This window comes from Cupriavidus sp. FW216-B1 (genome assembly GCF_058789195.1).
Genome location: NZ_JBYTEL010000021.1, coordinates 90,127 through 114,333 on the forward strand (window position 1 = coordinate 90,127; position 24,207 = coordinate 114,333).

Sequence of the window (24,207 nt, forward strand, 5' to 3'; positions counted from 1 at the left end):
GGTGGCGCCTATTGCTGCAGCGGCAGCGTGGCCGCCCAGTCGAGGATGGCGGCGATGATGGCGTCGCTGGCCGCGGCCAGCGCCTTGACGCCGCCGGCGCCGTCGGCCGTGGGCGCGGGCTGCTCGGCGACGAAGGTCTTCTGCCCGATCAGGCCGCTGCGGAACACCGTGGCGCGCACGCGGATGACGCCGCGGCTGGCGCTGGCGCTGTCGAAGACCTGCTCGAACTCCAGCATGTCGACCTTGACCGCCGGCGCGGCGGTGTCGCCGTACCAGGTCAGCGCGCCGCGCGAGGCCACCGCTTCGCGCAGGCGCTCGTCGAACAGGCGCACCGGCGACATCACCCAGCGCTGGGTGGCGTAGGGCTGAAGGCGCTCGGCCTGGGCGTAGTGCAGGCGGTAGTAGAGCCCGTTGCCGTCGAGCCAGGTCGGGCCGTCGGTCTGCGCCACGCGCAGCCGCGGCAGCGGCGTGGCGCCGGGCGCGGCGCCGGCGGGCGGGCCGAGGTCGTAGGTGATGGTGGGCGCGGCCGGCGCGAACGCGCAGCCGCCCAGCGCGGCGGCGACGGCCAGGGCGGCCAGCGCGCCGGTGCCGGCACGGAAGCGGGCGGCGAGGCGCATCATGGCGTGCCCGGGTTGGCCCGCAGGCGGTTGGCTCGGAGGGTTGGCGCGGGTACGCGGCATGGCGGCTTCCTGCATGGCGGCTTCCTTATCGCGGCGGATGGCTGCGGCGGTGGCGAGGGGGCGCGTCGATGGCTTCACGGCGCCGTGAAGCCGGGTTCGCCCGGCCCCGGCGCGGCCGACGGGCCGCCGAACAGCACGCTGCGCGGGCTGTCGTTGAACTGGCTGGCGGCGCGGTCGATGCTGCGTATGGTCTGGCGCGCGTCGCGGGCCAGGCCGTTGACCTGCGGCAGCGTGTCCTGGCTGACGCCGGCGGCGGCCGACTGCACCGAATCGGCGGCGCCCTGCAGGTCGCGGCCGATGCTGCCCACGGTGCGCAGCACGGTGCCGTCCGGGCTGGCCAGCTCCTGCGTCAGGCGCCGCGTGGAGGCCAGCGTGGCGTTGAGGTTTTCCGTGACCTGCGGCAACTGGCGCATCGCCGGCTCGATCGTGTGGGCCAGGCGCGAGTAGTCGTTGGCGGTGGTGCGCACCGAGCGGATCGCCTCCATCAGGTCGCGCCGGTTGTTGGGCTGGAACATGTCGCCGAGCGAGTCCATCAGGGTCTCGAGCTGGGTGAGCAGGGAGTCGCCGCGCTTTTCGAGCTCCTCGAAGAAGCCCGCGCGCATGGCGATGCGCGCCACCGACTTGGGCGAGGTCGGCAGGTGCGGCGAGGGCTGGCCGCCGTTCTGCGTGGCGGTGTCGTCGAGCTGCACGTAGCCGATGCCGGTCACGCCCTGGAAGCTCAGCGTGGCGTAGGTGGTGGTGGTGATGGGGGTGTTGCGGTCGACGCTCACGCGCACGATGATCTGGCCCGGCACGGCGGGGTCGAAGCGGATCGAGTCCACCTTGCCCACGTCCAGCCCGCGGTACTTGACGTCGGCCTGCGGGCCGAGGCCGTTGACGGTGGAGCGGGTGATGAGGTCGTAGGGCACGAGCACGGCGTGGTCGCTGCTGAACCAGAAGATCGAGAACAGCACCAGGACCGCCAGGCCGATCGTGAACACGCCGGCCAGGAAGGCGTGTGACTTGTTTTCCATCATGCTTCTCCAGGTTGCGGGCCCGCCGGACTTGCCGGTCCCGCCGCCGGCGCCGGGGGCAGGGCCTGCATGGCGCGCTGCCCGCGCTCGCCGAGGAAATATTCGCGGATGAACGGGTGGTCGATGCGCACCAGCTCGCGGATCGGCCGCGCCGCCAGCACCTTGTGGTCGGCCAGCACCGCCACGCGGTCCGACAGCGCCACCAGCGTGTCGAGGTCGTGCGTCACCATCACCACGGTCAGCCCCAGCTCGCGGCGCAGCTCGCGGATCAGCGCCACGTAGTCGTCCGAGGCCATCGGGTCCAGCCCCGCGGTGGGCTCGTCCAGGAACACCAGCTCCGGCTCCAGCGCCAGCGCGCGCGCCAGCGCCACGCGCTTGATCATGCCGCCGGACAGGTCGGACGGCATCTTGTCCGCGTCGCGCGCGCTCAGGCCCACCAGTTGCAGCTTGAGCAGCGAAGCCTGGCAGATCAGATCGTCGGGCAGGGTGCGAAGTTCACGCAGCGGCAGCGCGATGTTGTCGATCACCGACAGCGCCGAGAACAGCGCGCCGCGCTGGAACTGCAGCCCCCAGCGGTTGCGCAGCGCCTGCAGCGCGGCCGCGCCGAGCGTCTTGAGGTCCTCGCCGAACACGCGGATGGTGCCCGAGGTGGGGCGCTCCAGCCCCACGATCTGGCGCAGCAGCACGGTCTTGCCGCTGCCCGAGCCGCCCACGATGGACAGCACCTCGCCGCGGTAGACGTCGAGGTTCAGATCGTCGTGCACGACCGCCTCGCCGAAGCGCTTGACCAGGTGGCGCACCTCGATCACGGTGGTGCGCTGGTCGGGCTGCACGCCGCCCGGCGCGGAGGGCGCGATGGCTGCCGCGTTCATATGCCGACGTCCTTGAAGAGGATGGCGAAGATCGCGTCGGCCACGATCACCACGGTGATCGAGGTCACGACCGAGGCGGTGGTGCCTTCGCCCAGGCTGCGCGTGTTGGGCTGGATGCGCAGGCCGAAGTGGCAGGCCGTGAGCGCGATCAGCATGCCGAACACCACGCCCTTGCCGAGCCCCAGCCACAGGTTGGCCACCGGCACGGCGTCGGGCAGCGCGCGCAGGAAGAAGGCCGCGCTGATGTTCAGCTGGAAGTGCGCGGCCAGCATGCCGCCGCTGAGCGCCATCACGTCGGTCCAGGCCACCAGCAGCGGCATCGCCACGGCCAGCGCGATCACGCGCGGCATGATGAGCCGGAAGCCGTGCGAGATGCCCATCACGCGCATGGCGTCGAGCTCCTCGGTCACGCGCATCACGCCGATCTGCGCGGTGATGGCCGAGCCCGAGCGCCCGGCGATCAGGATCGCCGCCAGTACCGGCCCGAGCTCGCGGATCACCGCCATGCCGAGGATGTTGACGATGAAGATGCTGGCGCCGAAGATGCGCAACTGGTTGGCCGACAGGTAGGACAGCACGATGCCGATCAGGAATCCCACCAGCGCGGTGATGCCGAGCGCCTTGTAGCCGATGCTGTAGATGTTGGCGGAGATCTCGCGCCACGGCCCGCGCTGCGGCGCGCGCGCGAAGCGCAGCAGGTCGAAGGCGAGCTGGCCCAGCATGGTCACGCCGTTGGCGAGCTGCGCGAGCATCGACAGGATCGAGGCGCCGAGCAGCGTGACCGGGTTGAAGCGGTCCACCATGTGCTTCTTCCAGTTTTCGCGGCGCAGCCCGGCCACGCGGCCGAACACGCGGCGCTGGGCTTCATTGGCTTCCAGGCGCTCGGGCAGCTTGCTGCCCCAGGCCTGCCACATCAGTTGCGCGCCGACGTGGTCGAGCCGGCCCAGGCCCGCCAGCGACCATTGCGCGTCGGCGCCGACCGTGTGCAGTTCGTGGCGCAGCGCGCGGGCGCGATGGCAGTCCGATAGCGCGAGCGCGGTCCAGTCGCCGCGCAGGTGCGCCGTTGCCGCGCCGTCCGCGCGCGTCACTTCAATGGCTGGCGTGCTCAGGCTTTCCAATGGATGGGGGAAGTGATGGGCAAGTCTCGATTCTAAGCCACGCGCAGGCATAGCGGGCGCCGGAAGGACGGGGCCGCGCGCCGGCCGCGGATTTTCCGCGTTCCGTGCGTCCCGCCTGCGCGCTTGTCCCATGCTTGCCGCGCACTTGCCGCGCACTTGCCGCGCGGACGGCGCGGCTACAATGCGGGCAGGCCCTGCCGCGCCGGCCCCGCCGCGCGCGCCACGGCGCTTCTCCATGTTCGCGCTTTCCGTGTTTTCCGTGCCCATCGCCCCGCATGTCCGCTGACTCTCCGCTGCCGCCGCCTTCGTCACTCTTGCCCTCTTCGCCGCCGCCGGCCTGGCGCATCGACATGGACCGCCTGCGCGCCGCGCTGGACGGCGACGCGCGCGGCTGGGCCCTCGGGGCGGTCGACGAAACCGGCTCCACCAACGCCGACCTCATGCTGGCCAGCCGCGCCGCGCCGTGGGGCGAGGCCGGCACGCTGCGCCTGACCTACAACCAGACCGCCGGGCGCGGGCGCCAGGGCCGCCCGTGGCAGGGACAGGCCGGGCTGACCTTCTCGGTCGCGCTGCCGCTGCCGCTGGCGCCGTCGCAGCTCAGCGGGCTGAGCCTGGCGGTCGGCCTGGCGCTGGCCGAGGCGCTGGCGGACCACGACGCGCGCCTGGGCGCCGCGGTCCGCCTCAAATGGCCCAACGACCTGCAGATCGGCGGCCGCAAGCTGGCCGGCATCCTGATCGAGTCGGTGCCGGCGGGGCCGCGGCGGGTCTGGGCGGTGATCGGCATCGGCCTGAACCTGGTGCGCGACGCGCAGATGGAAGCCGCGCTCGGGCGCGAGCTGGCCGGTGTGGCCGAATACCTGCCCGCGCCCGATCCCACCGCGCTGCTGGCCGCCGTGCTGAACCGGCTGGCGGCGATGCGCGCGACGTTCATCGCCGACGGCTTCGCGCCGATGGCGCCGCGCTGGTCGGCGCGCGACGCCTTCCGCGACCAGCCGGTGTGCCTGCTGCACGACGGCCAGGTGCAGGCCGAGGGCCTGGCGCGCGGCGTCGACGGCGACGGCCACCTGCTGCTGGAAACGGCCGCCGGGCTGGAGCGCATCTCCAGCGGCGAGGTATCGCTGCGGGCCGCGCCGGCCGGCGCGGGCGGGGGGCCGGCATGAGCGCCGCCGCCATGCCGGCCCCGCGGCTGCTGATCGACATCGGCAACACTCGCCTGAAATGGGCCTGGTGCACGCAGGACTTGCCCGCCGCTGCCGCTGACGCCGCCGCCGCCGATGCGCCGGCCGACGGCCCGCTGCCCACGCCGTGGCGGCACGCCGGCGCGGCGGCCCACGGCGAGCTCGCCGCGCTGCTGCCGCAGTGGGGCGCGCTGCGCGACGCCGCTGGCGGCGCGCGGCCGCAGGTGTGGGTCAGCAACGTGGCCGGCACGGCCGTGGCGGCCAGCCTGCGGGCCGCGCTCGATGCCGTGTTCGGCGCCGGCGCCGGCGTCACCTGGGTGCGCTCGGCGCCGCGCTTCGGCAGCCTCGTCAACGGCTACCGCGATCCCTGCCAGCTCGGCGTGGACCGCTGGACCGGCAGCATCGGCGCGCGCCGCTACCGCCCGCAGGGCGCGCTGCTGATCGTCACCGCCGGCACCGCCACCACGCTCGACGTGGTGAGCGCGCAGGACCGCTTCGAAGGCGGCCTGATCCTGCCCGGGGTGGACCTGATGCTGGGCGCGCTGGCGCGCAACACGGCGCAGTTGCCCACGCTGGACGCCAGCGATGCCGGCCTGTCCGTGCCGTGGGCCGACAACACGCGCGACGCCATCGCCGCCGGCTGCCTGGCCGCGCAGGCCGGTGCGGTGGAGCGCACCTGGCGCGCGCTGTCCGGACGCGGCCCGGTGCGCTGCCTGATCTCGGGCGGCGCGCGCCACATCCTCGCCCAGGCGCTCTGCATGCCGTTCGAGATGCACGATAATCTCGTGCTGCTCGGCCTGCATGTCATGGCCGCGCAGCACGGCGCGGGCATCCTGCCGGACTGACCGCGCATGGTCTTCCCAACCTGTTCCGCGCGCCGCGCGCGCGCTGCCTGACGTTCCGCCCGCATCGCCCCATGCTCCTGCGAAACCTGCTCATCCTGCTGGTCCTGTGCAACGCCTTGCTGCTGGCCGCCGTGCTCGGCGCCTTCGGTCCGCGGCCCTTGTCGGGCTGGCTCGAAAGCCCGCGCGAGCCCGAGCGCGCCGCCCAGCAGGCGCGCGCCGAGCGCTTCCGCCAGATGGCCGGGCAGCAGGGCGCGGCCTCCGCGCCCGCGGTGGCGGCGCCGGCCACGCCGCCGGGCGCCAGCGCCGCGCAGGCGGCCGCGCTCACGCCGGTGGCATCGGCCTGCGTGGAAATCGGCGGCTTCAACGGGGATCTGGTGCGGCGCGTGGCCGACGAGCTGGCCGGCGCGCCGCCGGGCGCGTGGCGGGTGGAGCAGTTCGAGCGGCAGGAGCAGGCGCGCTGGTGGGTCCACCTGCCGCCGCAGCCTTCGCGCGAGAGCGTGGAGCGCAAGCTCGGCGAGCTGCGCCGGCGCAACGTCACCGACGTGGCGGTGGTCAGCGGCGGCTCGCCGCAGACCTACACGGTATCGCTGGGCCTGTTCCAGGAGCGCGACCACGCCGAGCATTTCCTGGACAACCTGCGCGAGCACGGCGTGCGCACCGCGCTGCTGAGCGACGCGCCGCATCCGCTCACGCGCCAGTGGCTGCGCGTGCGCAACGCCGACGCCGCGCTGCGCACGCGGCTCGACGAGGTGCGCCGGCGCTACGGCGTGTCCGACCTGCTGACCTGCGCCTGAGGCTGTTTCAAGAGAATCCTGGCGTGGTTGCGCGGCCCGGGGTTCAGCCGCCCTGGCGCACCTTGGTCAGCAGCTTGGTGGTGGAGCGGTCGTGCAGGAACGCGATGGCGTGCGCCTGCCCGCCCCAGCTGCGCACCAGCCGGGTTTCTTCCAGCGTGTCGATGTCATAGTCGCCGCCCTTGACGTAGATGTCCGGGCGCACCAGCCGGATCAGCTCCACCGGCGTCTTCTCGCGGAACATCACCACCAGGTCCACCGAGGCGAGCGCGGCCACCAGCGCCATGCGGTCCGCTTCGTGGTTGAGCGGGCGGTCGTCGCCCTTGCCCAGCATGCGCACCGAGGCGTCGCTGTTCACGCCCACCACCAGGCTCGCGCCCATCGCCCTGGCCTGCGCCAGGTAGGTGGCGTGGCCGCGGTGGAGGATGTCGAACACGCCGTTGGTGAAGACCATCGGGCGCGGCAGCGCGGCCAGTTGCCGGGCCAGCGCGGCGGCGTCGTCGGGCGGGACCAGTTTGGATTCGAAGGAAGCGGGGAGCATGGCGGTGGCGGGTTTGGCTGGAAAAGACAAAGCCCCATCATACGATGGGGCTTCGGGTGGCTGGCAGACCTCCGGCAGGCTGACGTCGCCGGCGGCCTGAAGCGCCGTCATCCGACGGAGCCCATCGCCTGAAGGATCAGGCCTGCGCCGGCTGGGCGCCGCCCGCGGCCTGCAGGCGCGCGTTCAGTTCCTTGCGGTAGCGGTTCAGGTCCTGCACCGTCTCGAAGGTGCGCTCGAACAGCAGCGACATATTGTGCAGGATGCGCTCGATGACCTTCTTCTCCCAGCCTTCGTCGAAGCGGATCTGCTCGTCGAGCCAGTGCTCGAGCCAGTCCGGGTCGGGCAGGCGCGACTGGATGGTGTCGTTCGGGAACAGCGTCTTGTTGACGTGCAGGTTGGTCGGGTGCAGCGGCTTGTCGGTGCGCCGCGCCGAGGCCATCAGCACGCCGATCTTGGCGAAGGCCGAGCGCGCGCTGTCGCCGAACTGGACCAGATACTTCTTCATGTAGCGCAGGTAGGCGCCGCCGTGGCGGGCCTCGTCCTGCGACAGCGTGCGGTAGATCTGCTTGATCACGGGCTCGGTGTGCCATTCGGCGGCGCGGCGATACCAGTGGTTGAGGCGGATCTCGCCGCAGAAATGCAGCATCAGGGTTTCCAGCGGCGGAGCCGGGTCGAACTCGAAGCGCACCGCGTGCAGCTCTTCCTCGGTCGGCACCAGGTCCGGGCGGAAGCGGCGCAGGTATTCCATCAGCACCAGCGAATGCTTCTGCTCTTCGAAGAACCAGATGCTCATGAAGGCCGAAAAGTCGGAATCGTGGCGGTTGTCGCGCAGGAACATCTCGGTGGCGGGCAGGGCCGACCATTCGGTGATGGCGTTCATGCGAATCGTCTTGGCCTGGTCGTCGGTGAGCAGGCTCGCGTCGAAGGAATCCCAGGGGATGTCCTTGTCCATGTGCCAACGGACCGCTTCCAGCGATTTGAACAGTTCGGGGTAGAGCATGGTAAGCCTTTGAAATTACGGGCAGATTCTAACAGATGCGAATTATTCCCAACGCCCTTTTTGCGCTGAATGCAAGCGGCTGGAGACATCCGGGGCGGCAAAACACCAAGTTATGGGCGAATATCGCGCGCGGCTGGCCGCTTGCCGGCCGCCCGCATGCGGCATGCGCCTGGAAAAGCGCCCGCCGGGATACGCGCCGGGCCGGTCCGCTCAGGCCGTCACGCCGGCCGGCGGCGCAAGCTCGGCGGGCGCGGCCGCCGCCGCATCGGGCGCGTCGCCGTCGGGCGGGATGACGCCGTACAGGAAGGCGGCGAGCTCGTGCTGCTGCGCCATCGCGTCGCGCTCGCCGAGGTCGATCAGCGCCTGGGTGAACTCGGGCTCGAACAGCAGGTAGCTGGCGAAGGCGGCACCGCGCGCCTCGGTGCCGCCGAGCGGGGTCAGCAGGGCGCGCACGGTGCGCGGCAGCCGGTGCACGTGCGCCGCGGCGATGGCCTCGACGGGCTCGCTGGGCGAGATCGTCATCACCTCCACCGGGCGCCAGCCCTCGCTGTCGTTGGCGATCTCCGGCATGCGCGCGAGCAGGCTGTTGATGTGCTGCAGGCGCTCCAGGTCCGCCGACAGGCCGTCGAGGAAGATGCTGGCCAGCGCCTGCCCGCCCACCTGCGCCAGCGACGGGTAGCCGCCCGCGGGCACGGTGTCGAACCAGCCCGGGCGCTGGCGCGAGGCGGCGCCGATGGCCAGGATGCGCGACGCGCCCAGGTGGATGGCCGGCGACAGCGGCGACATCTGGCGCATGGTGCCGTCGCCGAACCACTCGTGATGGCCTTCCAGCTCGAGCGGCAGCGCCGGGAACAGGAACGGGATCGAGGACGAGGCCAGCAGGTGGTCCACGCCGATCTTCGCTTCCACCGCCAGCCGCTGGCTGCGCTTCCACGGGTGGATGCGGTGGTGCGACTGGTAGAAGGTGACGTGGCGCCCGGTGGTGTAGGACAGCGCGGTCACGGCGAAGGCCTGCAGGTCGCCGGCGTCGAGGCTGACCTGCACGCGCTCGGGATCGAACAGCTCGCCCAGCATGCCGCCCAGCGGCTCGTTGTCGAACAGCGCGCGCGGCGCGCGGCGCGTGACCCAGCCGAAGGCCAGCGCGGACAGCCAGCGCGCGCCCGAGGCGCCCACGCCCACCAGCCCGGTGCGGTAGACGTCCTCGGCATGGATGCCGCTCCACAGCGCGGCCAGGCTGTCGGCGGCGGCGCGGAAGTTGGCGGCGTTGATGGCCATGCCGGCGCCGTTGATGGCGCCGGCCGAGGTGCCGCAGATGATGTCGAACGGAATGCGGCCGCGGTCCAGCCCGTGGCGCGCGGCGATGCGCGCGATGCCGCGCAGCACGCCGGCCTGGTAGGCGGCGCGCGCGCCGCCGCCCATCATGATGAGTGAAGTCGGTTTCGGTGCCGGCATGCGTCGGGGGCTGGGCTCGGGGGCGGTGGGGCGGTCGGTCAGCGCTCGCCGCCGGGCTCGGTGTCCGGCTTGCCGCCAGTCCCGGGCGCGGTGCCGGGCGCGGTGTCGGCGGGCGTGGCGGTGTCCTGCACGGCCGCCGGGCGCGGGGCCGGCGCCTTGCGCGCGGGCCTGGCGGCGGTCTTGGACGCGGTCTTGGCTACCGTCTTGGCCGCAGTCCCGGGTACGGGCCCGGATGTGGTCTTGGGCTTGGACTTGGACGCGGACTTGGACGTGGATTTGGCGCCGGCCTTGCGGGCCGCGGCCTTTTTCTTCGCCGGCCGGGCCGGGTCGGCGGCCTTCCCGGCACGCGCCGGCGCGGCTGGCGCGGCGCCCGGCATGCCGAAGCCGCCGAGGTTGCCGAACGGGTTCAGGCTGGCGCTGGCGGCACTGGCGGCGATCTGGTTGAACTGCTGCTGCAGCATGTCCCACCAGAGCCCGGCGTTGGGCGCCGCGGCGCTGTCCTGGTTCTTGGCCTCGCCGGCCTCGGCCTGGGGTGCCTGCGCGGCTTCGGGCGGGCCTTCGTCCTCGTCGTCCTCGTTTTCCTCCACCGTGGGCTCGGCGCGCGCGCCGAAGCCGGCGGGCTCCTCCCTGCGCTGGTGCGGCGGCACCGCGCTGGGCGCGTTGGCGGCGCGCGCCACGTTTTCCATCGCGCTCTGCATGGCCTCGGGCGAGAGCGCGCTGCCGAAGGTCTGCAAGGCCACCAGCGTGGCGCGCTGGACTTCCAGGCCCTGGATGGTGGTGCGCAGCAGGTTGACGTTGAGCTGCAGCCAGCCCTCCACGGCCTTTAGGTCGTGGATGCGCTTTTCCAGTTCTTCCAGGTCCATCGGCGGGGTCATGGCCTGCAGGCCGGGCATCAGGCCGCCGGGCATGCCCGCGGCGCTGCCCCACATCTTGCGCAGGAACTCGAAGCCGTTGGTGAAATCTGGAATCTGGCCGAACATGGTTACTCGCCTCCGCGGGTCGGCAGCCGGCGGCGCCGGCTGCTGGGTCGAACTGCATCAATCGTGCTGCGTGCTGCCTGGGTGCTGCCTGGGTTACTGCGTCGGTGCCGCGTCAGTCGCCGGCCCGGTCGAACCGCGGCGGGCGCTTCTCGCGCAGGCTGGCCACGCCCTCGCGCACGTCGGGGCCGGCAAAGCCCATGAATTCCAGCGCCAGCGAGCTGTCGAACGACGGCCCCGCCATGCGCAGCCAGTTGTTGAGCGCGTACTTGGTCCAGCGGATCGCGGTCTGCGAGCCCTCGGCCAGCCTGCGCGCCACCTCGAAGGCGCGCCCGACCAGCTCCGATTCGTCCACCACCAGCGACACCAGCCCGATGCGCTCGGCCTCTTCGCCGCTCACCGACTCGCACAGCATCAGATAGTACTTGGCCTTGGCCATCCCGCACAGCAGCGGCCACACGATCGCCGCGTGGTCGCCGGCCGCCACCCCCAGCCGGGTGTGGCCGTCGACGATGCGCGCGGTGCGTGCCGCGATCGAGATGTCGGCCAGCAGCCCGGCCACCAGGCCCGCGCCCACGGCCGGGCCGTGCATGGCGGAGACGATCGGCTTGTCGCAGTTGATCACGTTGTAGACCAGGTCGCGCGCCTCGTGCCACACGCGCGTGCGGGTGGCGAAGTCGTTGGCCATGTCTTCCACCAGAGAGAGGTCGCCGCCGGCCGAGAAGCCCTTGCCCTCGCCGCGGATCAGCGCCACGCGGATGTCGGGGTCGGCGGACACGTCGCGCCAGATCTCGGCCAGCTCGCGGTGCATGTTGGCGTCGGCGGTGGCCAGCTTGCCGTTGGCGGACTGGCCGGCGCCCATCACGATCTCCAGGATGGGGCCGTGCCGGCGCAGCGTCAGCGCGCTGTAGCGGGCATAGCGTGGCGAGAGCGGAGAGGGCGGGGTAGCGCCTTGCGGCGGGGAGGGCGGCGAAGACTGCGGGGGAAGCGCGTTCATGGGCAGCGATGGCCTCGGCCATTCCGTAGGGGAACATGGGCCGGGCCGCGCCAGGCGGCCCGGGGCACCGCCGGCGGCCGGTGGTAATTGGCAGACCGGGCGGTCGGTCAATTATAAGCGTGCCTGCCGCGCCGCCGCCCGGCCGCGCCGCCACGCGCGGACTTCAGCCGCGCGCCGACACCAGCTGGTCGATGGCGCCGAACACCGAGTGTCCCTGCGCGTCGAACATCTCGATCTTGACCGCGTCGCCGAACTTCATGAAGCCGGTGACGGGCTGGCCGCCGTCGATGATCTCCAGCATGCGCTTCTCGGCGATGCAGCAGTAGCCCTTGCTGCGGTCCACGTTGGAGATGGTGCCCGAGCCGACGATGCTGCCGGCGCGCACGTTGCGCGTCTTGCAGATGTGGGCGATGAGCTGGCCGAAGTCGAACACCATGTCGGTGCCGCAGTCGGGCCAGCCCACTTTCTTGCTGTTCCAGTGCACGGTCATGGGCAGGTGCACGCGGCGCTCGCGCCAGGCTTCGCCGAGCTCGTCGGGCGTCACCGCCACCGGCGAGAACGCCGTGGCCGGCTTGCTCTGGAAGAAGCCGAAGCCCTTGCCCAGCTCGGCCGGGATCAGGTTGCGCAGCGACACGTCGTTGGCCAGCATCAGCAGGCGGATGCCTTCGGCGGCCTGCTCGGGCGTGGCGCCGGCCTTGACGTCGCCGGTGATGACGGCCACCTCGGCCTCGAAGTCGATGCCGTGGGCCTCGCTGGCGCACACGATGTCGTCGTGCGGGCCGATCAGGTCGTCGGAGCCGCCCTGGTACATGAGCGGGTCGGTCCAGAATTCGGGCGGCATCTCGGCGCCGCGCGCGCGGCGCACCAGCTCGACGTGGTTGACGTAGGCCGAGCCGTCGGCCCACTGGTAGGCGCGCGGCAGCGGCGCCATGCAGGCGCGCGCGTCGAACGCGAACGGGTGGCGCGCGCGGCCGGCGTTGAGCGCGTCGTAGACGTCCTGCAACTGCGGCGCGTAGAACTGCCAGTCGTCCAGCACGGTCTGCAGCTTGCCGGCGATGTCGTTGACGTAGTGCGCGGTCTTGAGGTCGCGCGAGACGACCACGAGCTGGCCGTCGCGGGAGCCGTCCTTGAGGGTGGCGAGTTTCATGTATTCAGGTGCATTGGGACAAAGCGGAAGGCCGCGCCGCGCATCCTCGCGGTGCCGGCGCGGCGCGACCGCTAGTCTACCGTGATGCCCTTGGCCTTGATCAGTTTGCCCCAGCGCTCGGATTCCGCGCGCGCGTACTGCGCGAATTCCTCGGGCGTGCCGGACACCGGCTCCACGCCGATGCCCTCGAAGCGCTTCTGCACCTCGGGGCTCCTGAGCGCCCGGGCCAGCTCGGCGTTCAGGCGCGCCACCACCGGCCGCGGCGTGCCCGCCGGCGCCACCACGCCCTGCCAGGCGTAGGCCTCGAAGCCGGGCACGCCGGCCTCGGCCACGGTCGGCACCGCCGGCAGCGCGGCCAGGCGCCGCGGCGTGGCCGCGCCGAGCGCGCGCACCTTGCCGGCGATGATGTTCTGCTGGCCCGCGGCGAGGTCGAGGAACATCAGGTCGACCTGGCCCGCCAGCAGGTCCTGCACCGCGGGCGCGGCGCCCTTGTACGGCACGTGCGTCATCTTCGTGCGGGTCTGGTCCATGAACAGCTCCATCGCCAGGTGGTGCGGGCTGCCGGCGCCGGGCGAGGCGAAATTGACCTTGCCCGGGTTCTGCTGCGCGTATTCCACCGCCTCCTTGAGCGTGCGCGCCGGGAAGTTCGGCGCGGCCACCAGGATCAGCGGGAAGCGCGCCACCAGGCCGACGTGCACGAAGTCCTTGCCGGCGTCGTAGGGCAGCTTCCTGTAGAGCGCGGGATTGGCCGCCAGCGTGGCGGTGTCGGCGGTCAGCAGCGTGTAGCCGTCGGGCCTGGCGTGGGCCACCGCGTCGGCGCCGACGATGGTGGCGGCGCCGGGGCGGTTGTCGATCACCACCTGCTGGCCCAGCGCCGGCGTGATGGCCTGGCCCAGCGTGCGCGCCACCACGTCGGTGCCGCCGCCGGCCGGATAGGGCACCACCCAGCGCACCGGCTGGCTCGGCCACGCGTCCGCGGCGCGGGCCGGCTGGCCGGCGGCGAGGCCCAGCGCCAGCAGCGCGAGCAGGGGCAGGGGGCGGGCGAGGCGAAAGGGGCGGCGGGATGCGGAAACGGCGGTGTCGCCGCGGGGCGCGAGGCGGGTCATCTTGGTTGTCTCCTGATGGAAGGCGGCCGCGCCATGTGCATTGCATGGCGTCGTGCCGGCGGCTCGTTATGCGCGGAAAGTCTACCGGCGGTTTAAAAATCGGTAAATCGATTTCGCTATAGTAAATTCATGGCTGAACCGGCGCGGCGAGTCTGGTGTAATGTGACGCGCGCCGTTCATTGCCGTCCATTGCCGTCCGCCGTTTCGTTTTTCCGCCCCGCCATCCTCCCATCCCGCTGCCGCATGACCGAACCCGAAGAAGACGATTCCAAGCTGCGCTCCGGCATCCAGTCGATCGAGGTCGGCTTCAAGCTGCTGCAGGCGCTGGCCGCCTCGCCGCGCGCGATGATGCTGCGCGACCTCGCCGCCGCCGCCGACATGAACCCGGCCAAGGCGCACCGCTACCTGGTCAGCTTCCAGCGCCTGGGCGTGGTGGCGCAGGACCCGGTGGGCGGCCGCTACGATCTCGGGCCGTTCGCGCTGCAGCTCGGCCTGGCCGGCCTGAACCGGCTCGATCCGGTCAAGAAGGCGCGCCCGGTCCTGTCGCAGTTGCGCGACGAGATCGACCAGACCGTCGGCATCGCCGTGTGGGGCAACCACGGCCCGACCATCGTGCACTGGGAGGAGTCCAGCCACCCGGTGACGGTGAGCCTGCGCCTGGGCGACGTGATGCCCATGCTCAACTCGGCCACCGGCCGGCTGTTCGGCGCCTACCTGCCGAAACAACAGACGCGGGCGCTGGTCGAACGGGAACTGGCCGAGCGCGGCCGCGACGACCTGCCCGACCTGCCGCGCTCGCCGGCCGACTACGACGCGGTCTGCGCCGAGGTGCGCGCGCGCGGCGCGGCGCGCATCCGGGGCGGCGTGCTGCCGGGCATCAATGCGTTCTCGATGCCGGTGTTCGACGCCAACGGCCATGTCGCGATGGCGCTGATCGCGCTCGGCGCGCAAAGCGTATTCGATGCAGAATGGGGAGGCGCGGTGGACCGCCGCATGCGCGACGTCGCCCGGCGCATTTCTTCGGAGCTTGGTTATCTTGATGGCAGCCCGACGCACGGGGCGGACGATTCGAAAGGCGCCTCCCGCTAGGCCCGGCCCGCGCCGCCTGCGCTGGGTGCTGGCGCTCGCGCTGGTGCTGGCGGTTCACCTGGGCGTCGTGCTTGGCCTGATGCATCTGCCGGGGCCGCATGTCGATCCCGCCGACCTGCCCGCGCTCGAAGCGATTCTGCTGCCGCCGCCCGCGCCGCCCGCGGAAAAGGCGCCGCCGCCGGCGCAGAAGCGCCGCCCCGCGCACCCCACGCTGGCACCCGCGCCCGCTCCGCAACCCGAGACCCCGCCCGCCGTGCCGGCGCCCGAGGCTCCCACGCTGGCGGGCGGCTCCGCGAGCCCCGCCGCGGCGGGCGGCGGCGGCGACGCCGGCGCTGCCGCCTCCGCGCCGCCGGCGGCGCCCGCCTCGGCCGCCGCGCCCGCGCCGGCGCCGGCCGACACCACCCGCTACGCGGCGCCGCCGTCGACGCTGCTGCACTACGCCAGCTTCGTCAACGGCATCCAGAATCCGGACGGCCTGATCCGCTGGCAGAACGACGGCAGCCGCTACCGGCTGGAGGTGGAAACGCACGTGCTGTGGTTCCGCTTCGCCTTCTTCAGCAGCGGCGCGGTGGGCGAGCACGGGCTGGCGCCCGAGCGCTACGAGGAAAGCCGCCGCAGCCGCGTGGAGGCGGCCCGCTTCGACCGCGCCGGCGGCCTGCTGGTGTTCGAAGGGCGCGACAAGCAGGTGCCGCTGCCGCCCGCCGCGCAGGACCGTTTCAGCGTGTTCCTCCAACTGGTGGGCATGGTGCGCGGCGATCCGCAGCGCTACGCCGCGCCGGGCGTGACCGAGAGTTTCGAGGTGAGCGACACGCGTGACCTGGAGCCGATGCAGGTGCAGTATGTGGGGGAAGAGGACGTCGATACGGGCCAGGGCGCGGTGCGGGCCAAGCACTTCGTGCGCCTGCCGCGGCACCCCGGCGACCGGCGCCGCGTGGAAGTGTGGCTGGCGCCGTCGCTGCAATGGCTGCCAGTCAGGCTGCGGCAGACCGAGCCCGACGGCACGCAGATCGAACTCGTCTACCGCGACAGCGAAGCGCTGCGCTGAGCCCGCCGCATGCCGCGCCCCGCGGCGGCCGGCCGTGCCTTCGTCATTCGTGCCGTCGTCATTTCAGGAGGTCCGCCATGCATGCCGTCCAGCCACCCACCGAAAGCCGCCGCGTGCGCGTCGGCGACATCAGCCTGCATGTGCGCATCGACGGCGGCGACGGCCCCTGGGTGATCCTGGCGCACGCGCTCGGCGCCGACCACACCCTGTGGGACGCCACCGCGCGGCACCTGGCGCCGCGCTACCGCGTGCTGCGCTACGACCTGCGCGGCCACGGCCAGAGCGACGCGCCGATCGGCGCCTACTCGATGATCCGGCTGGCCGACGACGTGGCCGGCCTGATGGACGCGCTGGCGGTGCCGGAGGCGCATTTCGCCGGCGTGTCGGTCGGCGGCATGATCGGCCAGACCCTGGCGCTGCGGTATCCCGAGCGGCTGCTGTCGCTCACGCTGGTCGACACCATCGACCGCACGCCGCTCGAGGCGCACCCGATGTGGCACGAGCGCATCGGCCACGTGGAGGCGCACGGCATGGCCGGCGTGGCCGACGGCACGCTGCAGCGCTGGCTGACCGGACCGTTCCGCGCCGCGCACCCGGACGAGGCCGAGCGCGTGCGCCGGATGCTGCTGGCCGCGCCGGTGCACGGCTACGTGGGCACGGCGCTGGCGATCATGGCGTTCGACCTGGCCGGCGCCATCGCGCGCATCCGCTGCCCCACGCTGGTGGTGGCGGGCGAGGAAGACCAGAGCGCGCCGCCGGCGATGGCGCGCGCGATCGCCGGCGCGATCCCGGCCGCGCGGCTGGAGATCCTGCCGCGCGCGGCGCACCTGGCCCACATCGAGCAGGCCGAGCGCTTTCATGCGGTGCTCGATGCATTTCTCGGCAGTGCCGCCTGCGGGGCCCAGTGCGCCGCGCCATGAGCAAGACTTTTCCGCCCGGCTCAAGAACTTGCCGGCACCGCCGTTGCCCAATATAACGAGGGAACGCTTATCGGGCAGTAAAGCGGTCGTTCGAGCGGTTCGCCGGCAGGGAATCTTGAAAACACGGCGGACGCCCTCAGCTTGGAGGTGAAATCGCGGTGGGGCCGGGGCACGATTCCGGCGAATGCAACAACGATGGGCCCGCCGCCAACCCATGACAGCCCGGAGGTGTGCCATGCAAATGATCTACAACAGCGACAACTATTGCATCGTCGAGTTTGGTGCGGATGTCGAGCATGCGCCTCTTGCCTCGGGCGGCTATGAAATCGTCGACAAGAACCTGAAACGCGAGATCTTCCTCGGCGGCCAGATGGCCGAGAGCTTTCGCGCGGACGTGAAGCGTCTGATCGAAAGCGAGCCGTCGGTGGAAGAGGTGGATGATTTCCTCGGGAAGTTCGATACCGTGATGACGCATCCGCTGGTGATGCACTGAACGCAGCCGACGCGGCGGGGCCGCCGTCCTTCCCCCGCGGAAGGGCGGCGCCGGCAGCCGGCTTCGCGCAGCAGGAAAGCCCGTGCCGCCGAGCGCACGGGCTTTTTGCTTCTTGCCGCGCGCGCAAGTGCCGGCGCGGCGGTTCAGTACTGTTCCCAGGGCAGGCCGGCGTGGCGCCAGCCGTTGAGCGTGTTGCGGTGGCGCTCGGCGTCGAGGTCGCCCTCGAAGCCATGCAGCACGCTGTAGACCGTGCTGAAGCCCGCGCCTTCGAGCGCGCGCGCGGCCGCCGCCGAGCGGTTGCCGCTGCGGCAGATCAGCAGCACCGGCCGCGCCGAGGCCTGGCCGGCCAGCTTCTTCACCGCCTGCACGAAATGCGGGTTCACCTCCCAGTCGGGCCCGTCGTTCCACGGCACGTTGTGCGCGCCCTTGGGATGGCCGACGAACAGGTATTCCATCTCGCTGCGGCAGTCGATGAAGAGCGCGTCGGGCGATGCGCCGAGCAGGGCCTGCGCGTCGACGGGGCTGAGGTGTTGCATGGGCTGGGTTTGCGTTGGGGTTGGAGGAGGGCGGGATTTCCGCAGTGTAGGGCCGGCGCCGGCCGGGCCGCAACCGCCGGGCGGCGCGCGAGGCATCCGGCGGCGGCACCGCGTAATCCGCAAACCATTGATGTAACTGATAAAATCGACATCTTTTCCCTGCCGCAGAAGCCCCTCATGAGCGCCGCCCCAAGTTCCGCCTCGCTGCCCGCCGCGCATCCGCCGGCGCGCCCCTACACCCGCGCGGCCAGCCTGCCTGCCCTGCTGCGCCAGCGCATCCTGATCCTGGACGGCGCGATGGGCACCATGATCCAGCGCTACAAGCTGTCCGAGGCGGACTATCGCGGCGAGCGCTTCGCCGGCCACCACGTGGACGTCAAGGGCAACAACGAGCTGCTGCTGCTCACGCGCCCGCAGGTCATCAGCGAGATCCACGAGCAGTACCTGGCCGCCGGCGCCGACCTGATCGAGACCAACACCTTCGGCGCCACGCGCGTGGCGCAGGAGGACTACAAGATGGCCGGGCTGGCCTACGAGATGAACGTCGAGGCGGCGAAGCTCGCGCGCGCCGCCTGCGACAAGTACAGCACGCCGGACAAGCCGCGCTTCGTGGCCGGCGCGTTCGGCCCCACGCCCAAGACCGCCAGCATCTCGCCGGACGTCAACGATCCCGGCGCGCGCAACGTCAGCTTCGAGGAGCTGCGCCAGTCCTACTACGAGCAGGGCAAGGGGCTGCTCGAAGGCGGCGCCGACGTGTTCCTGGTCGAGACCATCTTCGACACGCTCAACGCCAAGGCCGCGCTGTTCGCCATCGACCAGTTGTTCGAGGACACCGGCGAGCGCCTGCCGGTGATGATCTCCGGCACCGTGACCGACGCTTCCGGCCGCATCCTGTCGGGCCAGACCGTGGAGGCGTTCTGGAACAGCCTGCGCCACGCGCGCCCGATCACGTTCGGCCTGAACTGCGCGCTCGGCGCCACGCTGATGCGCCCGTACATCGCCGAGCTGGCCAAGATCTGCGACGCGGCGGTGTCGTGCTACCCGAACGCCGGCCTGCCCAACCCGATGAGCGACACCGGCTTCGACGAAACCCCGGAAGTCACCTCGTCGCTGGTGGACGAGTTCGCCGCCTCCGGCCTGGTCAACCTGGTGGGCGGCTGCTGCGGCACCACGCCCGAGCACATCGCCGCCATCGCGCAGCGCGTGGCCAGCCGCAAGCCGCGCACCTGGCCCGGCCAGTACCGCGACAGCGGCAGCGACGACGCAGCCGCAGCGTGAACCCGCCGCGCGCCCACGAGCCCACCGAACAAGACCAAGCCATGACCCAAGCTACCCTGCCGCCGCGCCCGATGCGCCTGTCCGGCCTCGAACCCTTCACCATCGACGAGGACACGCTGTTCGTCAACGTCGGCGAGCGCACCAACGTCACCGGCTCCAAGGCCTTCGCGCGCATGATCCTCAACGGCCAGTTCGACGAGGCCCTGGCGGTGGCGCGCCAGCAGGTCGAGAACGGCGCGCAGATCATCGACATCAACATGGACGAGGCCATGCTGGACTCCAAGGCCGCCATGATCCGGTTCCTCAACCTGATCGCCTCGGAGCCGGACATCGCGCGCGTGCCGATCATGCTGGACTCGTCCAAGTGGGAAGTGATCGAGGCCGGCCTGCAGTGCGTGCAGGGCAAGCCGGTGGTCAACTCGATCTCGCTCAAGGAAGGCGAGGCGCAGTTCCGCCACCACGCCGGGCTGATCCGCCGCTACGGCGCCGCCGCCGTGGTGATGGCGTTCGACGAGAAAGGCCAGGCCGACACCTACGCGCGCAAGACCGAGATCTGCAAGCGCAGCTACGACATCCTCGTGGGCGAGATCGGCTTCCCGCCCGAGGACATCATCTTCGACCCGAACATCTTCGCGGTGGCGACCGGCATCGAGGAGCACAACAACTACGCGGTGGACTTCATCGAGGCCACCGCGTGGATCAAGCAGAACCTGCCCTACGCCAAGGTCAGCGGCGGCGTGTCCAACGTGTCATTCTCGTTCCGCGGCAACGACGCGGTGCGCGAGGCCATCCACACCGTGTTCCTGTACCACGCGATCAAGGCGGGCATGGACATGGGCATCGTCAACGCCGGCCAGCTCGGCGTGTACGACCAGCTCGACCCCGAGCTGCGCGAGCGCGTGGAAGACGTGGTGCTCAACCGCCGCGAGGACGCCACCGACCGCCTGCTCGAGATCGCCGACCGCTTCAAGGGCGGCGGCGCCAGGAAGGAAGAGAACCTGCTGTGGCGCGGCACGCCCGAGAACCCGGTGCCGGTGGGCGAGCGCCTGGCGCACGCGCTGGTGCACGGCATCACCACGTTCATCGTCGAGGACACCGAGGAAGTGCGCCAGCAGGTCGAGGCGCGCGGCGGCCGCCCGATCGAGGTGATCGAAGGCCCGCTGATGGACGGCATGAACATCGTGGGCGACCTGTTCGGCGCCGGCAAGATGTTCCTGCCGCAGGTGGTCAAGAGCGCGCGCGTGATGAAGCAGGCGGTGGCCCACCTGCTGCCCTACATCGAGGAAGAGAAGCGCCTGCTGGCCGAGGCCGGCGGCGACGTCAGGGCGCGCGGCAAGATCATCATCGCCACGGTCAAGGGCGACGTGCACGACATCGGCAAGAACATCGTGTCGGTGGTGCTCCAGTGCAACAACTTCGAAGTGGTCAACATGGGCGTGATGGTCCCGTGCAACGAGATCCTGGCGCGCGCCAAGGTCGAGGGCGCGGACATCGTCGGCCTGTCCGGGCTGATCACGCCGTCGCTCGAGGAAATGGCCTACGTCGCCTCGGAGATGCAGCGCGACGACTACTTCCGCATCAAGAAGATCCCGCTGCTGATCGGCGGCGCAACCACCTCGCGCGTGCACACCGCGGTCAAGATCGCGCCCAACTACGAAGGCCCGGTGGTCTACGTGCCGGACGCCTCGCGCTCGGTCAGCGTGGCCTCGAGCCTGCTGTCCGACGAAGGCGCGGCGCGCTACCTCGACGAGCTGAAGACGGACTACGAGCGCATCCGCCACCAGCACGCCAACCGCAAGGCCACGCCGATGGTGACGCTGGCGCAGGCGCGCGCCAACAAGACCAGGATCGACTGGAGCGCCTACGTGCCGCCCAAGCCGAAGTTCATCGGCCGGCGCGTGTTCCGCAACTACGACCTCGCGGAGCTGGCCAACTACATCGACTGGGCGCCGTTCTTCCAGACCTGGGACCTGGCCGGCAAATTCCCCGACATCCTCAACGACGAGATCGTCGGCGAGTCCGCGCGCAAGGTCTTCTCCGACGGCAAGGCCATGCTGTCGCGCCTGATCCAGGGCCGCTGGCTGAGCGCCAACGGCGTGCTGGCGCTGCTGCCGGCCAACACCGTCAACGACGACGACATCGAGATCTACACCGACGAGAGCCGCGGCCAGGTCGCGCTGACCTGGCACAACCTGCGCCAGCAGAGCGAGCGCCCGGTGATCGACGGCGTGATGCGCCCCAACCGCTGCCTGGCCGATTTCATCGCGCCCAAGGACAGCGGCATCGCCGACTATATCGGCGTGTTCGCGGTCACGGCGGGCATCGGCGTGGACAAGAAGGAAGCCCAGTTCGAGGCCGACCACGACGACTACAGCGCGATCATGCTCAAGTCGCTGGCCGACCGCCTGGCCGAGGCCTTCGCCGAATGCCTGCACGAGCGCGTGCGCCGCGATCTGTGGGGCTACGACGCCGGCGAGGTGCTGACCAACGACCAGCTGATCGAGGAGCGCTACCGCGGCATTCGCCCCGCGCCCGGCTACCCGGCCTGCCCGGAGCACACCGTCAAGGCGCCGATGTTCGACTACCTCAACGCCGCCGAGATCGGCATGGGCATCACCGATTCGCTGGCCATGACGCCGGCCGCGTCGGTGAGCGGCTTCTATCTCGCGCATCCCGAGTCGACGTATTTCTCGGTCGGCAAGATCGGCCAGGACCAGCTCGACGACATGGCCGCGCGCCGCGGCGAGGAACGCAGCGTGCTCGAGCGCGCGCTCGCGCCGAACCTGTAACCGCATCTGCGCGGCGCGCGCGCCGATACGCGCCGATATGCGCCGATATGCGCCGCCGCCGCGCCGCAAGCCGTTGGGCAGGCAGGGAAAACGCCCGCCCGCGCGCGGCGGCGCGGCCCCGGCGGGGCTTCACCACTCCTTACAAGGCATTACATCTCCTAACAGACCGCGCCGCGGCGCGTCCCTAGACTGGGGGCTCACATCAAGTGAACGCCGCGGCGAGCGTTTCGCCGCGGAGCCAACTGCAAGGAGCCTCTCCATGAACAAACTGCTGATCTCCCTTTCCGCCCTGTCGATCGCCGCCGCTTCGTCGCTGGCCCTGGCGCAAGGTACCGGCGCCGATGCCAAGGCAGGCGCCGCCGGCACCCTGGCGGCGCCCGCGGTGAGCGCGCCCGCGGACAAGGGCGTGGCGGCCGGCGCGGATGTGAACGCGGGCAGCGACAAGGGCGCGGACGCGAAGGCCGGCGCGCACGCCAGGACCGGCAAGCATGTCAGCCACGCCAAGGCCAGGAAGGGAACCGCCGCCGAGACCGGCGCCACGGCCGACACGGGCGCCGCGGCCAAGGTCCAGTAAGCCCGCCAGGGACTGCTGGCTTGCGCTCTTCTCCCGCTTGCGGGAGAGGAGCCGGGGGAGAGGGCCGGAGCATCAACGAAGTCGTCGTCCTCCCGCTCGCGGGCGCAAGCCCGCGCCCCCATTCTCCATCCCCATTCCGCCCCCCTGCCACCGCGCCTTGTCAGCCTTACACCGACATTCCCGCGGCTTTGTAACCACTACAATGTTTTAGTCCACTGGCCCAGTGGGCATGCCCGTTCCGACCGGAACGGCGCATCCATGCCCAGGGAGAGACCCATGATCCGCGTCCTGATCGCCGACGATCACCAGATCGTGCGCGCCGGTCTGCGCCAGTTCATCTCCGACGAGCCCGACATCCGGGTGGAAGGGGAAGCTGCCAGCGGCGACGAAGTCATGACCCGGCTGCGCGAGCACGAGTTCGACGTGGTCGTGCTCGACATCTCGATGCCCGACCGCAACGGCATCGACGTGCTCAAGCTGTTGCGCCAGCGCCATCCCGACCTGCCGGTGCTGATCCTGTCCACCTACCCGGAAGACCAGTACGCCATCAACCTGATCCGTGCCGGCGCCTCGGGCTACCTCACCAAGGAAAGCGCGCCGGACGATCTCGTCAAGGCGATCCGCACCGTGGCCCAGGGCCGCCGCTACGTCAGCGCCACGGTCGCGGACCTGCTGATCGGCGGGCTCGACAAGCCGACCGACCAGCCGCTGCACCAGACCCTGTCCAAGCGGGAATTCCAGATCTTCTGCAAGCTGTCGCGCGGCCAGTCGGTCTCCGTGATCGCCGACGAGCTGTTCCTCAGCGTCAAGACCGTCAGCACGTACCGCTCGCGCATCCTGGAGAAGATGGGCATGAAGACCAATGCGGACCTGACCTACTATGCCATCAAGAACGGGCTGGTGGAGTAGGCGCCGCGCCGGCCGCGGCGGCAGAACCATCGCTTGGCCGACACCCCTGTAGGACGGACGCCGATAGTTGCTTTCCATGCCCAGTTGCTACCATTGAATCATGTCGGATCAAGCTGCGGCCTCTTCGTATCGCGCGCTGCGGGTCTTGCTCATCGAGGACTCGGCGGTCCTGCGGGGTATGTTGCTTGAGTACCTGACCGCGTTTCCGTTCGTCGAGGCCGTGGATTGGGCGGATACCGAAAGCTCGGCGCTGCGCCTCTACGAGGCGGGCAGGCACGAGGTCGTCATCGTCGACCTGCAGCTGCGGCAGGGCAACGGCATCAACGTGCTGCGCGCCATGCGGAAATCCGTGCCCTCGGGCATCCGCATCGTGTACACGAATCACGCGCAGGTGCCGACCTACCGGCGCCAGTGCGCCGAGGCCGGAGCCGACTACTTCTTCGACAAGTCGCTCGAGCTCGAGCAGGTATTCCGCGTCATCGAGGAATACGCGCAGGCGGGCGCCTGAACCGGCGGCCGCGCCGCCGCGGCCTTTCCCTCTGGCGCATTCCCGTCGCGGCGCCGCCGCGTCAACCACGCAAGGAGAAAATCATGAGAAGACTGATGGCGTTGTTCGCCCTGGCGGGTGTCGTCCTGGTGACCGGCTGCAATACCGTGGCGGGCGCGGGCAAGGACATAGAGCGCGGCGGCGAGAAAATGCAGGGCGCCGCCGAGGACACCAGGCAGAAGATGTAAGGCAGCGGCGCGGCGCCGCGAACGAAAACGGCGGACGCTCCGGTGTTCCGCCGTTTTTTTATGGGCTGCTGGCAAGCTTCAGGTTGCCGGTGGTTTGCTCCCCTCTCCCACGTCGTGGGAGA

25 protein-coding genes are annotated in these 24,207 nt (G+C 71.0%); 13 read left to right on the forward strand and 12 right to left on the reverse strand.

Features of this window, described 5'->3' with window-relative positions; genetic code table 11:
- Positions 1-8: 8 nt before the first annotated feature.
- The 4 genes from AC3WXD_RS28965 to AC3WXD_RS28980 all read right to left on the reverse strand — a co-directional run bounded on the left by AC3WXD_RS28965 (position 9) and on the right by AC3WXD_RS28980 (position 3,734).
- The gene (locus AC3WXD_RS28965) at positions 9-620 is read right to left on the reverse strand and encodes an ABC-type transport auxiliary lipoprotein family protein (RefSeq protein WP_454730722.1); all 612 of its coding nucleotides are present in this window, start codon (positions 618-620) and stop codon (positions 9-11) included.
- A 134-nt stretch (positions 621-754) separates the two neighbouring features.
- Complete coding sequence (locus AC3WXD_RS28970; RefSeq protein WP_043367619.1) at positions 755-1,696, reverse strand: MlaD family protein; 942 nt, start codon at positions 1,694-1,696, stop codon at positions 755-757.
- Positions 1,693-2,565, reverse strand: a complete 873-nt coding sequence (locus AC3WXD_RS28975) for an ABC transporter ATP-binding protein (RefSeq protein WP_020206575.1) — start codon at positions 2,563-2,565, stop codon at positions 1,693-1,695. Before AC3WXD_RS28975 ends, AC3WXD_RS28970 begins: the two co-directional genes overlap by 4 nt.
- A complete protein-coding gene (locus tag AC3WXD_RS28980) occupies positions 2,562-3,734 on the reverse strand; it encodes an MlaE family ABC transporter permease (RefSeq protein WP_369796940.1) in 1,173 nt (390 codons plus the stop codon). The genes AC3WXD_RS28975 and AC3WXD_RS28980 overlap by 4 nt, the downstream gene beginning before the upstream one ends.
- 224 nt (positions 3,735-3,958) lie before the next feature.
- Here AC3WXD_RS28980 and AC3WXD_RS28985 point away from each other — a divergent pair, with 224 nt between their 5' ends.
- From AC3WXD_RS28985 to AC3WXD_RS28995, 3 genes are all read left to right on the forward strand, one after another.
- On the forward strand, positions 3,959-4,843 hold the full coding sequence (locus AC3WXD_RS28985) for a biotin--[acetyl-CoA-carboxylase] ligase (RefSeq protein WP_492325196.1): 885 nt from the start codon (positions 3,959-3,961) through the stop codon (positions 4,841-4,843).
- A gap of 11 nt (positions 4,844-4,854) precedes the next feature.
- Positions 4,855-5,706, forward strand: a complete 852-nt coding sequence (locus AC3WXD_RS28990) for a type III pantothenate kinase (protein WP_492325208.1) — start codon at positions 4,855-4,857, stop codon at positions 5,704-5,706.
- A 71-nt stretch (positions 5,707-5,777) separates the two neighbouring features.
- On the forward strand, positions 5,778-6,500 hold the full coding sequence (locus AC3WXD_RS28995) for an SPOR domain-containing protein (RefSeq protein WP_492325197.1): 723 nt from the start codon (positions 5,778-5,780) through the stop codon (positions 6,498-6,500).
- Positions 6,501-6,543: 43 nt separating this feature from the next.
- Here the strand turns inward: AC3WXD_RS28995 and rfaE2 are convergent, their stop codons facing one another.
- The 7 genes from rfaE2 to AC3WXD_RS29030 all read right to left on the reverse strand — a co-directional run bounded on the left by rfaE2 (position 6,544) and on the right by AC3WXD_RS29030 (position 13,717).
- The gene (gene rfaE2, locus AC3WXD_RS29000; protein ID WP_020206570.1) at positions 6,544-7,038 is read right to left on the reverse strand and encodes a D-glycero-beta-D-manno-heptose 1-phosphate adenylyltransferase; all 495 of its coding nucleotides are present in this window, start codon (positions 7,036-7,038) and stop codon (positions 6,544-6,546) included.
- 136 nt (positions 7,039-7,174) lie between these two features.
- Complete coding sequence (locus tag AC3WXD_RS29005; protein ID WP_020206569.1) at positions 7,175-8,038, reverse strand: ferritin family protein; 864 nt, start codon at positions 8,036-8,038, stop codon at positions 7,175-7,177.
- A gap of 210 nt (positions 8,039-8,248) precedes the next feature.
- Positions 8,249-9,490, reverse strand: coding sequence for a patatin-like phospholipase family protein (locus AC3WXD_RS29010; protein ID WP_492325198.1), 1,242 nt, complete (start codon positions 9,488-9,490; stop codon positions 8,249-8,251).
- A gap of 38 nt (positions 9,491-9,528) precedes the next feature.
- Positions 9,529-10,470: a PhaM family polyhydroxyalkanoate granule multifunctional regulatory protein gene (locus AC3WXD_RS29015; RefSeq protein ID WP_492325199.1), complete on the reverse strand. Its 942-nt coding sequence runs from the start codon at positions 10,468-10,470 to the stop codon at positions 9,529-9,531.
- A 112-nt stretch (positions 10,471-10,582) separates the two neighbouring features.
- Complete coding sequence (locus tag AC3WXD_RS29020; RefSeq protein ID WP_020206566.1) at positions 10,583-11,464, reverse strand: enoyl-CoA hydratase/isomerase family protein; 882 nt, start codon at positions 11,462-11,464, stop codon at positions 10,583-10,585.
- A gap of 163 nt (positions 11,465-11,627) precedes the next feature.
- On the reverse strand, positions 11,628-12,611 hold the full coding sequence (locus tag AC3WXD_RS29025) for a fumarylacetoacetate hydrolase family protein (RefSeq protein ID WP_020206565.1): 984 nt from the start codon (positions 12,609-12,611) through the stop codon (positions 11,628-11,630).
- A 71-nt stretch (positions 12,612-12,682) separates the two neighbouring features.
- Positions 12,683-13,717: a Bug family tripartite tricarboxylate transporter substrate binding protein gene (locus AC3WXD_RS29030; protein ID WP_020206564.1), complete on the reverse strand. Its 1,035-nt coding sequence runs from the start codon at positions 13,715-13,717 to the stop codon at positions 12,683-12,685.
- A 243-nt stretch (positions 13,718-13,960) separates the two neighbouring features.
- Here AC3WXD_RS29030 and AC3WXD_RS29035 point away from each other — a divergent pair, with 243 nt between their 5' ends.
- From AC3WXD_RS29035 to AC3WXD_RS29050, 4 genes are all read left to right on the forward strand, one after another.
- Positions 13,961-14,806, forward strand: a complete 846-nt coding sequence (locus AC3WXD_RS29035; protein ID WP_059414729.1) for an IclR family transcriptional regulator — start codon at positions 13,961-13,963, stop codon at positions 14,804-14,806.
- Complete coding sequence (locus tag AC3WXD_RS29040) at positions 14,757-15,851, forward strand: DUF3108 domain-containing protein (RefSeq protein WP_492325200.1); 1,095 nt, start codon at positions 14,757-14,759, stop codon at positions 15,849-15,851. Before AC3WXD_RS29035 ends, AC3WXD_RS29040 begins: the two co-directional genes overlap by 50 nt.
- Before the next feature lie 77 nt (positions 15,852-15,928).
- A complete protein-coding gene (pcaD, locus tag AC3WXD_RS29045) occupies positions 15,929-16,771 on the forward strand; it encodes a 3-oxoadipate enol-lactonase (protein WP_020206340.1) in 843 nt (280 codons plus the stop codon).
- A gap of 235 nt (positions 16,772-17,006) precedes the next feature.
- A complete protein-coding gene (locus AC3WXD_RS29050; RefSeq protein WP_017227282.1) occupies positions 17,007-17,264 on the forward strand; it encodes a BTH_I0359 family protein in 258 nt (85 codons plus the stop codon).
- 143 nt (positions 17,265-17,407) lie between these two features.
- Here AC3WXD_RS29050 and AC3WXD_RS29055 read toward each other — a convergent pair whose 3' ends face one another.
- Complete coding sequence (locus AC3WXD_RS29055) at positions 17,408-17,800, reverse strand: rhodanese-like domain-containing protein (RefSeq protein ID WP_020206339.1); 393 nt, start codon at positions 17,798-17,800, stop codon at positions 17,408-17,410.
- A 177-nt stretch (positions 17,801-17,977) separates the two neighbouring features.
- Between AC3WXD_RS29055 and AC3WXD_RS29060 the strand changes: the two genes are divergently transcribed.
- From AC3WXD_RS29060 to AC3WXD_RS29085, 6 genes are all read left to right on the forward strand, one after another.
- On the forward strand, positions 17,978-19,078 hold the full coding sequence (locus AC3WXD_RS29060) for a homocysteine S-methyltransferase family protein (protein ID WP_454730729.1): 1,101 nt from the start codon (positions 17,978-17,980) through the stop codon (positions 19,076-19,078).
- Positions 19,079-19,119: 41 nt separating this feature from the next.
- Positions 19,120-21,867: a methionine synthase gene (metH, locus tag AC3WXD_RS29065; RefSeq protein WP_082080086.1), complete on the forward strand. Its 2,748-nt coding sequence runs from the start codon at positions 19,120-19,122 to the stop codon at positions 21,865-21,867.
- 259 nt (positions 21,868-22,126) lie between these two features.
- Positions 22,127-22,441, forward strand: coding sequence for a hypothetical protein (locus AC3WXD_RS29070; protein ID WP_020206336.1), 315 nt, complete (start codon positions 22,127-22,129; stop codon positions 22,439-22,441).
- 276 nt (positions 22,442-22,717) lie between these two features.
- Entirely contained in the window at positions 22,718-23,350 is a 633-nt protein-coding gene (locus AC3WXD_RS29075) for a response regulator (RefSeq protein ID WP_059414755.1), read from the forward strand.
- A 100-nt stretch (positions 23,351-23,450) separates the two neighbouring features.
- Positions 23,451-23,858 (forward strand): response regulator, encoded by a 408-nt coding sequence (locus AC3WXD_RS29080; RefSeq protein ID WP_029044305.1) that lies wholly within the window; start codon positions 23,451-23,453, stop codon positions 23,856-23,858.
- 83 nt (positions 23,859-23,941) lie between these two features.
- Entirely contained in the window at positions 23,942-24,085 is a 144-nt protein-coding gene (locus AC3WXD_RS29085) for an entericidin A/B family lipoprotein (RefSeq protein WP_020206332.1), read from the forward strand.
- Positions 24,086-24,207 lie beyond the last annotated feature (122 nt).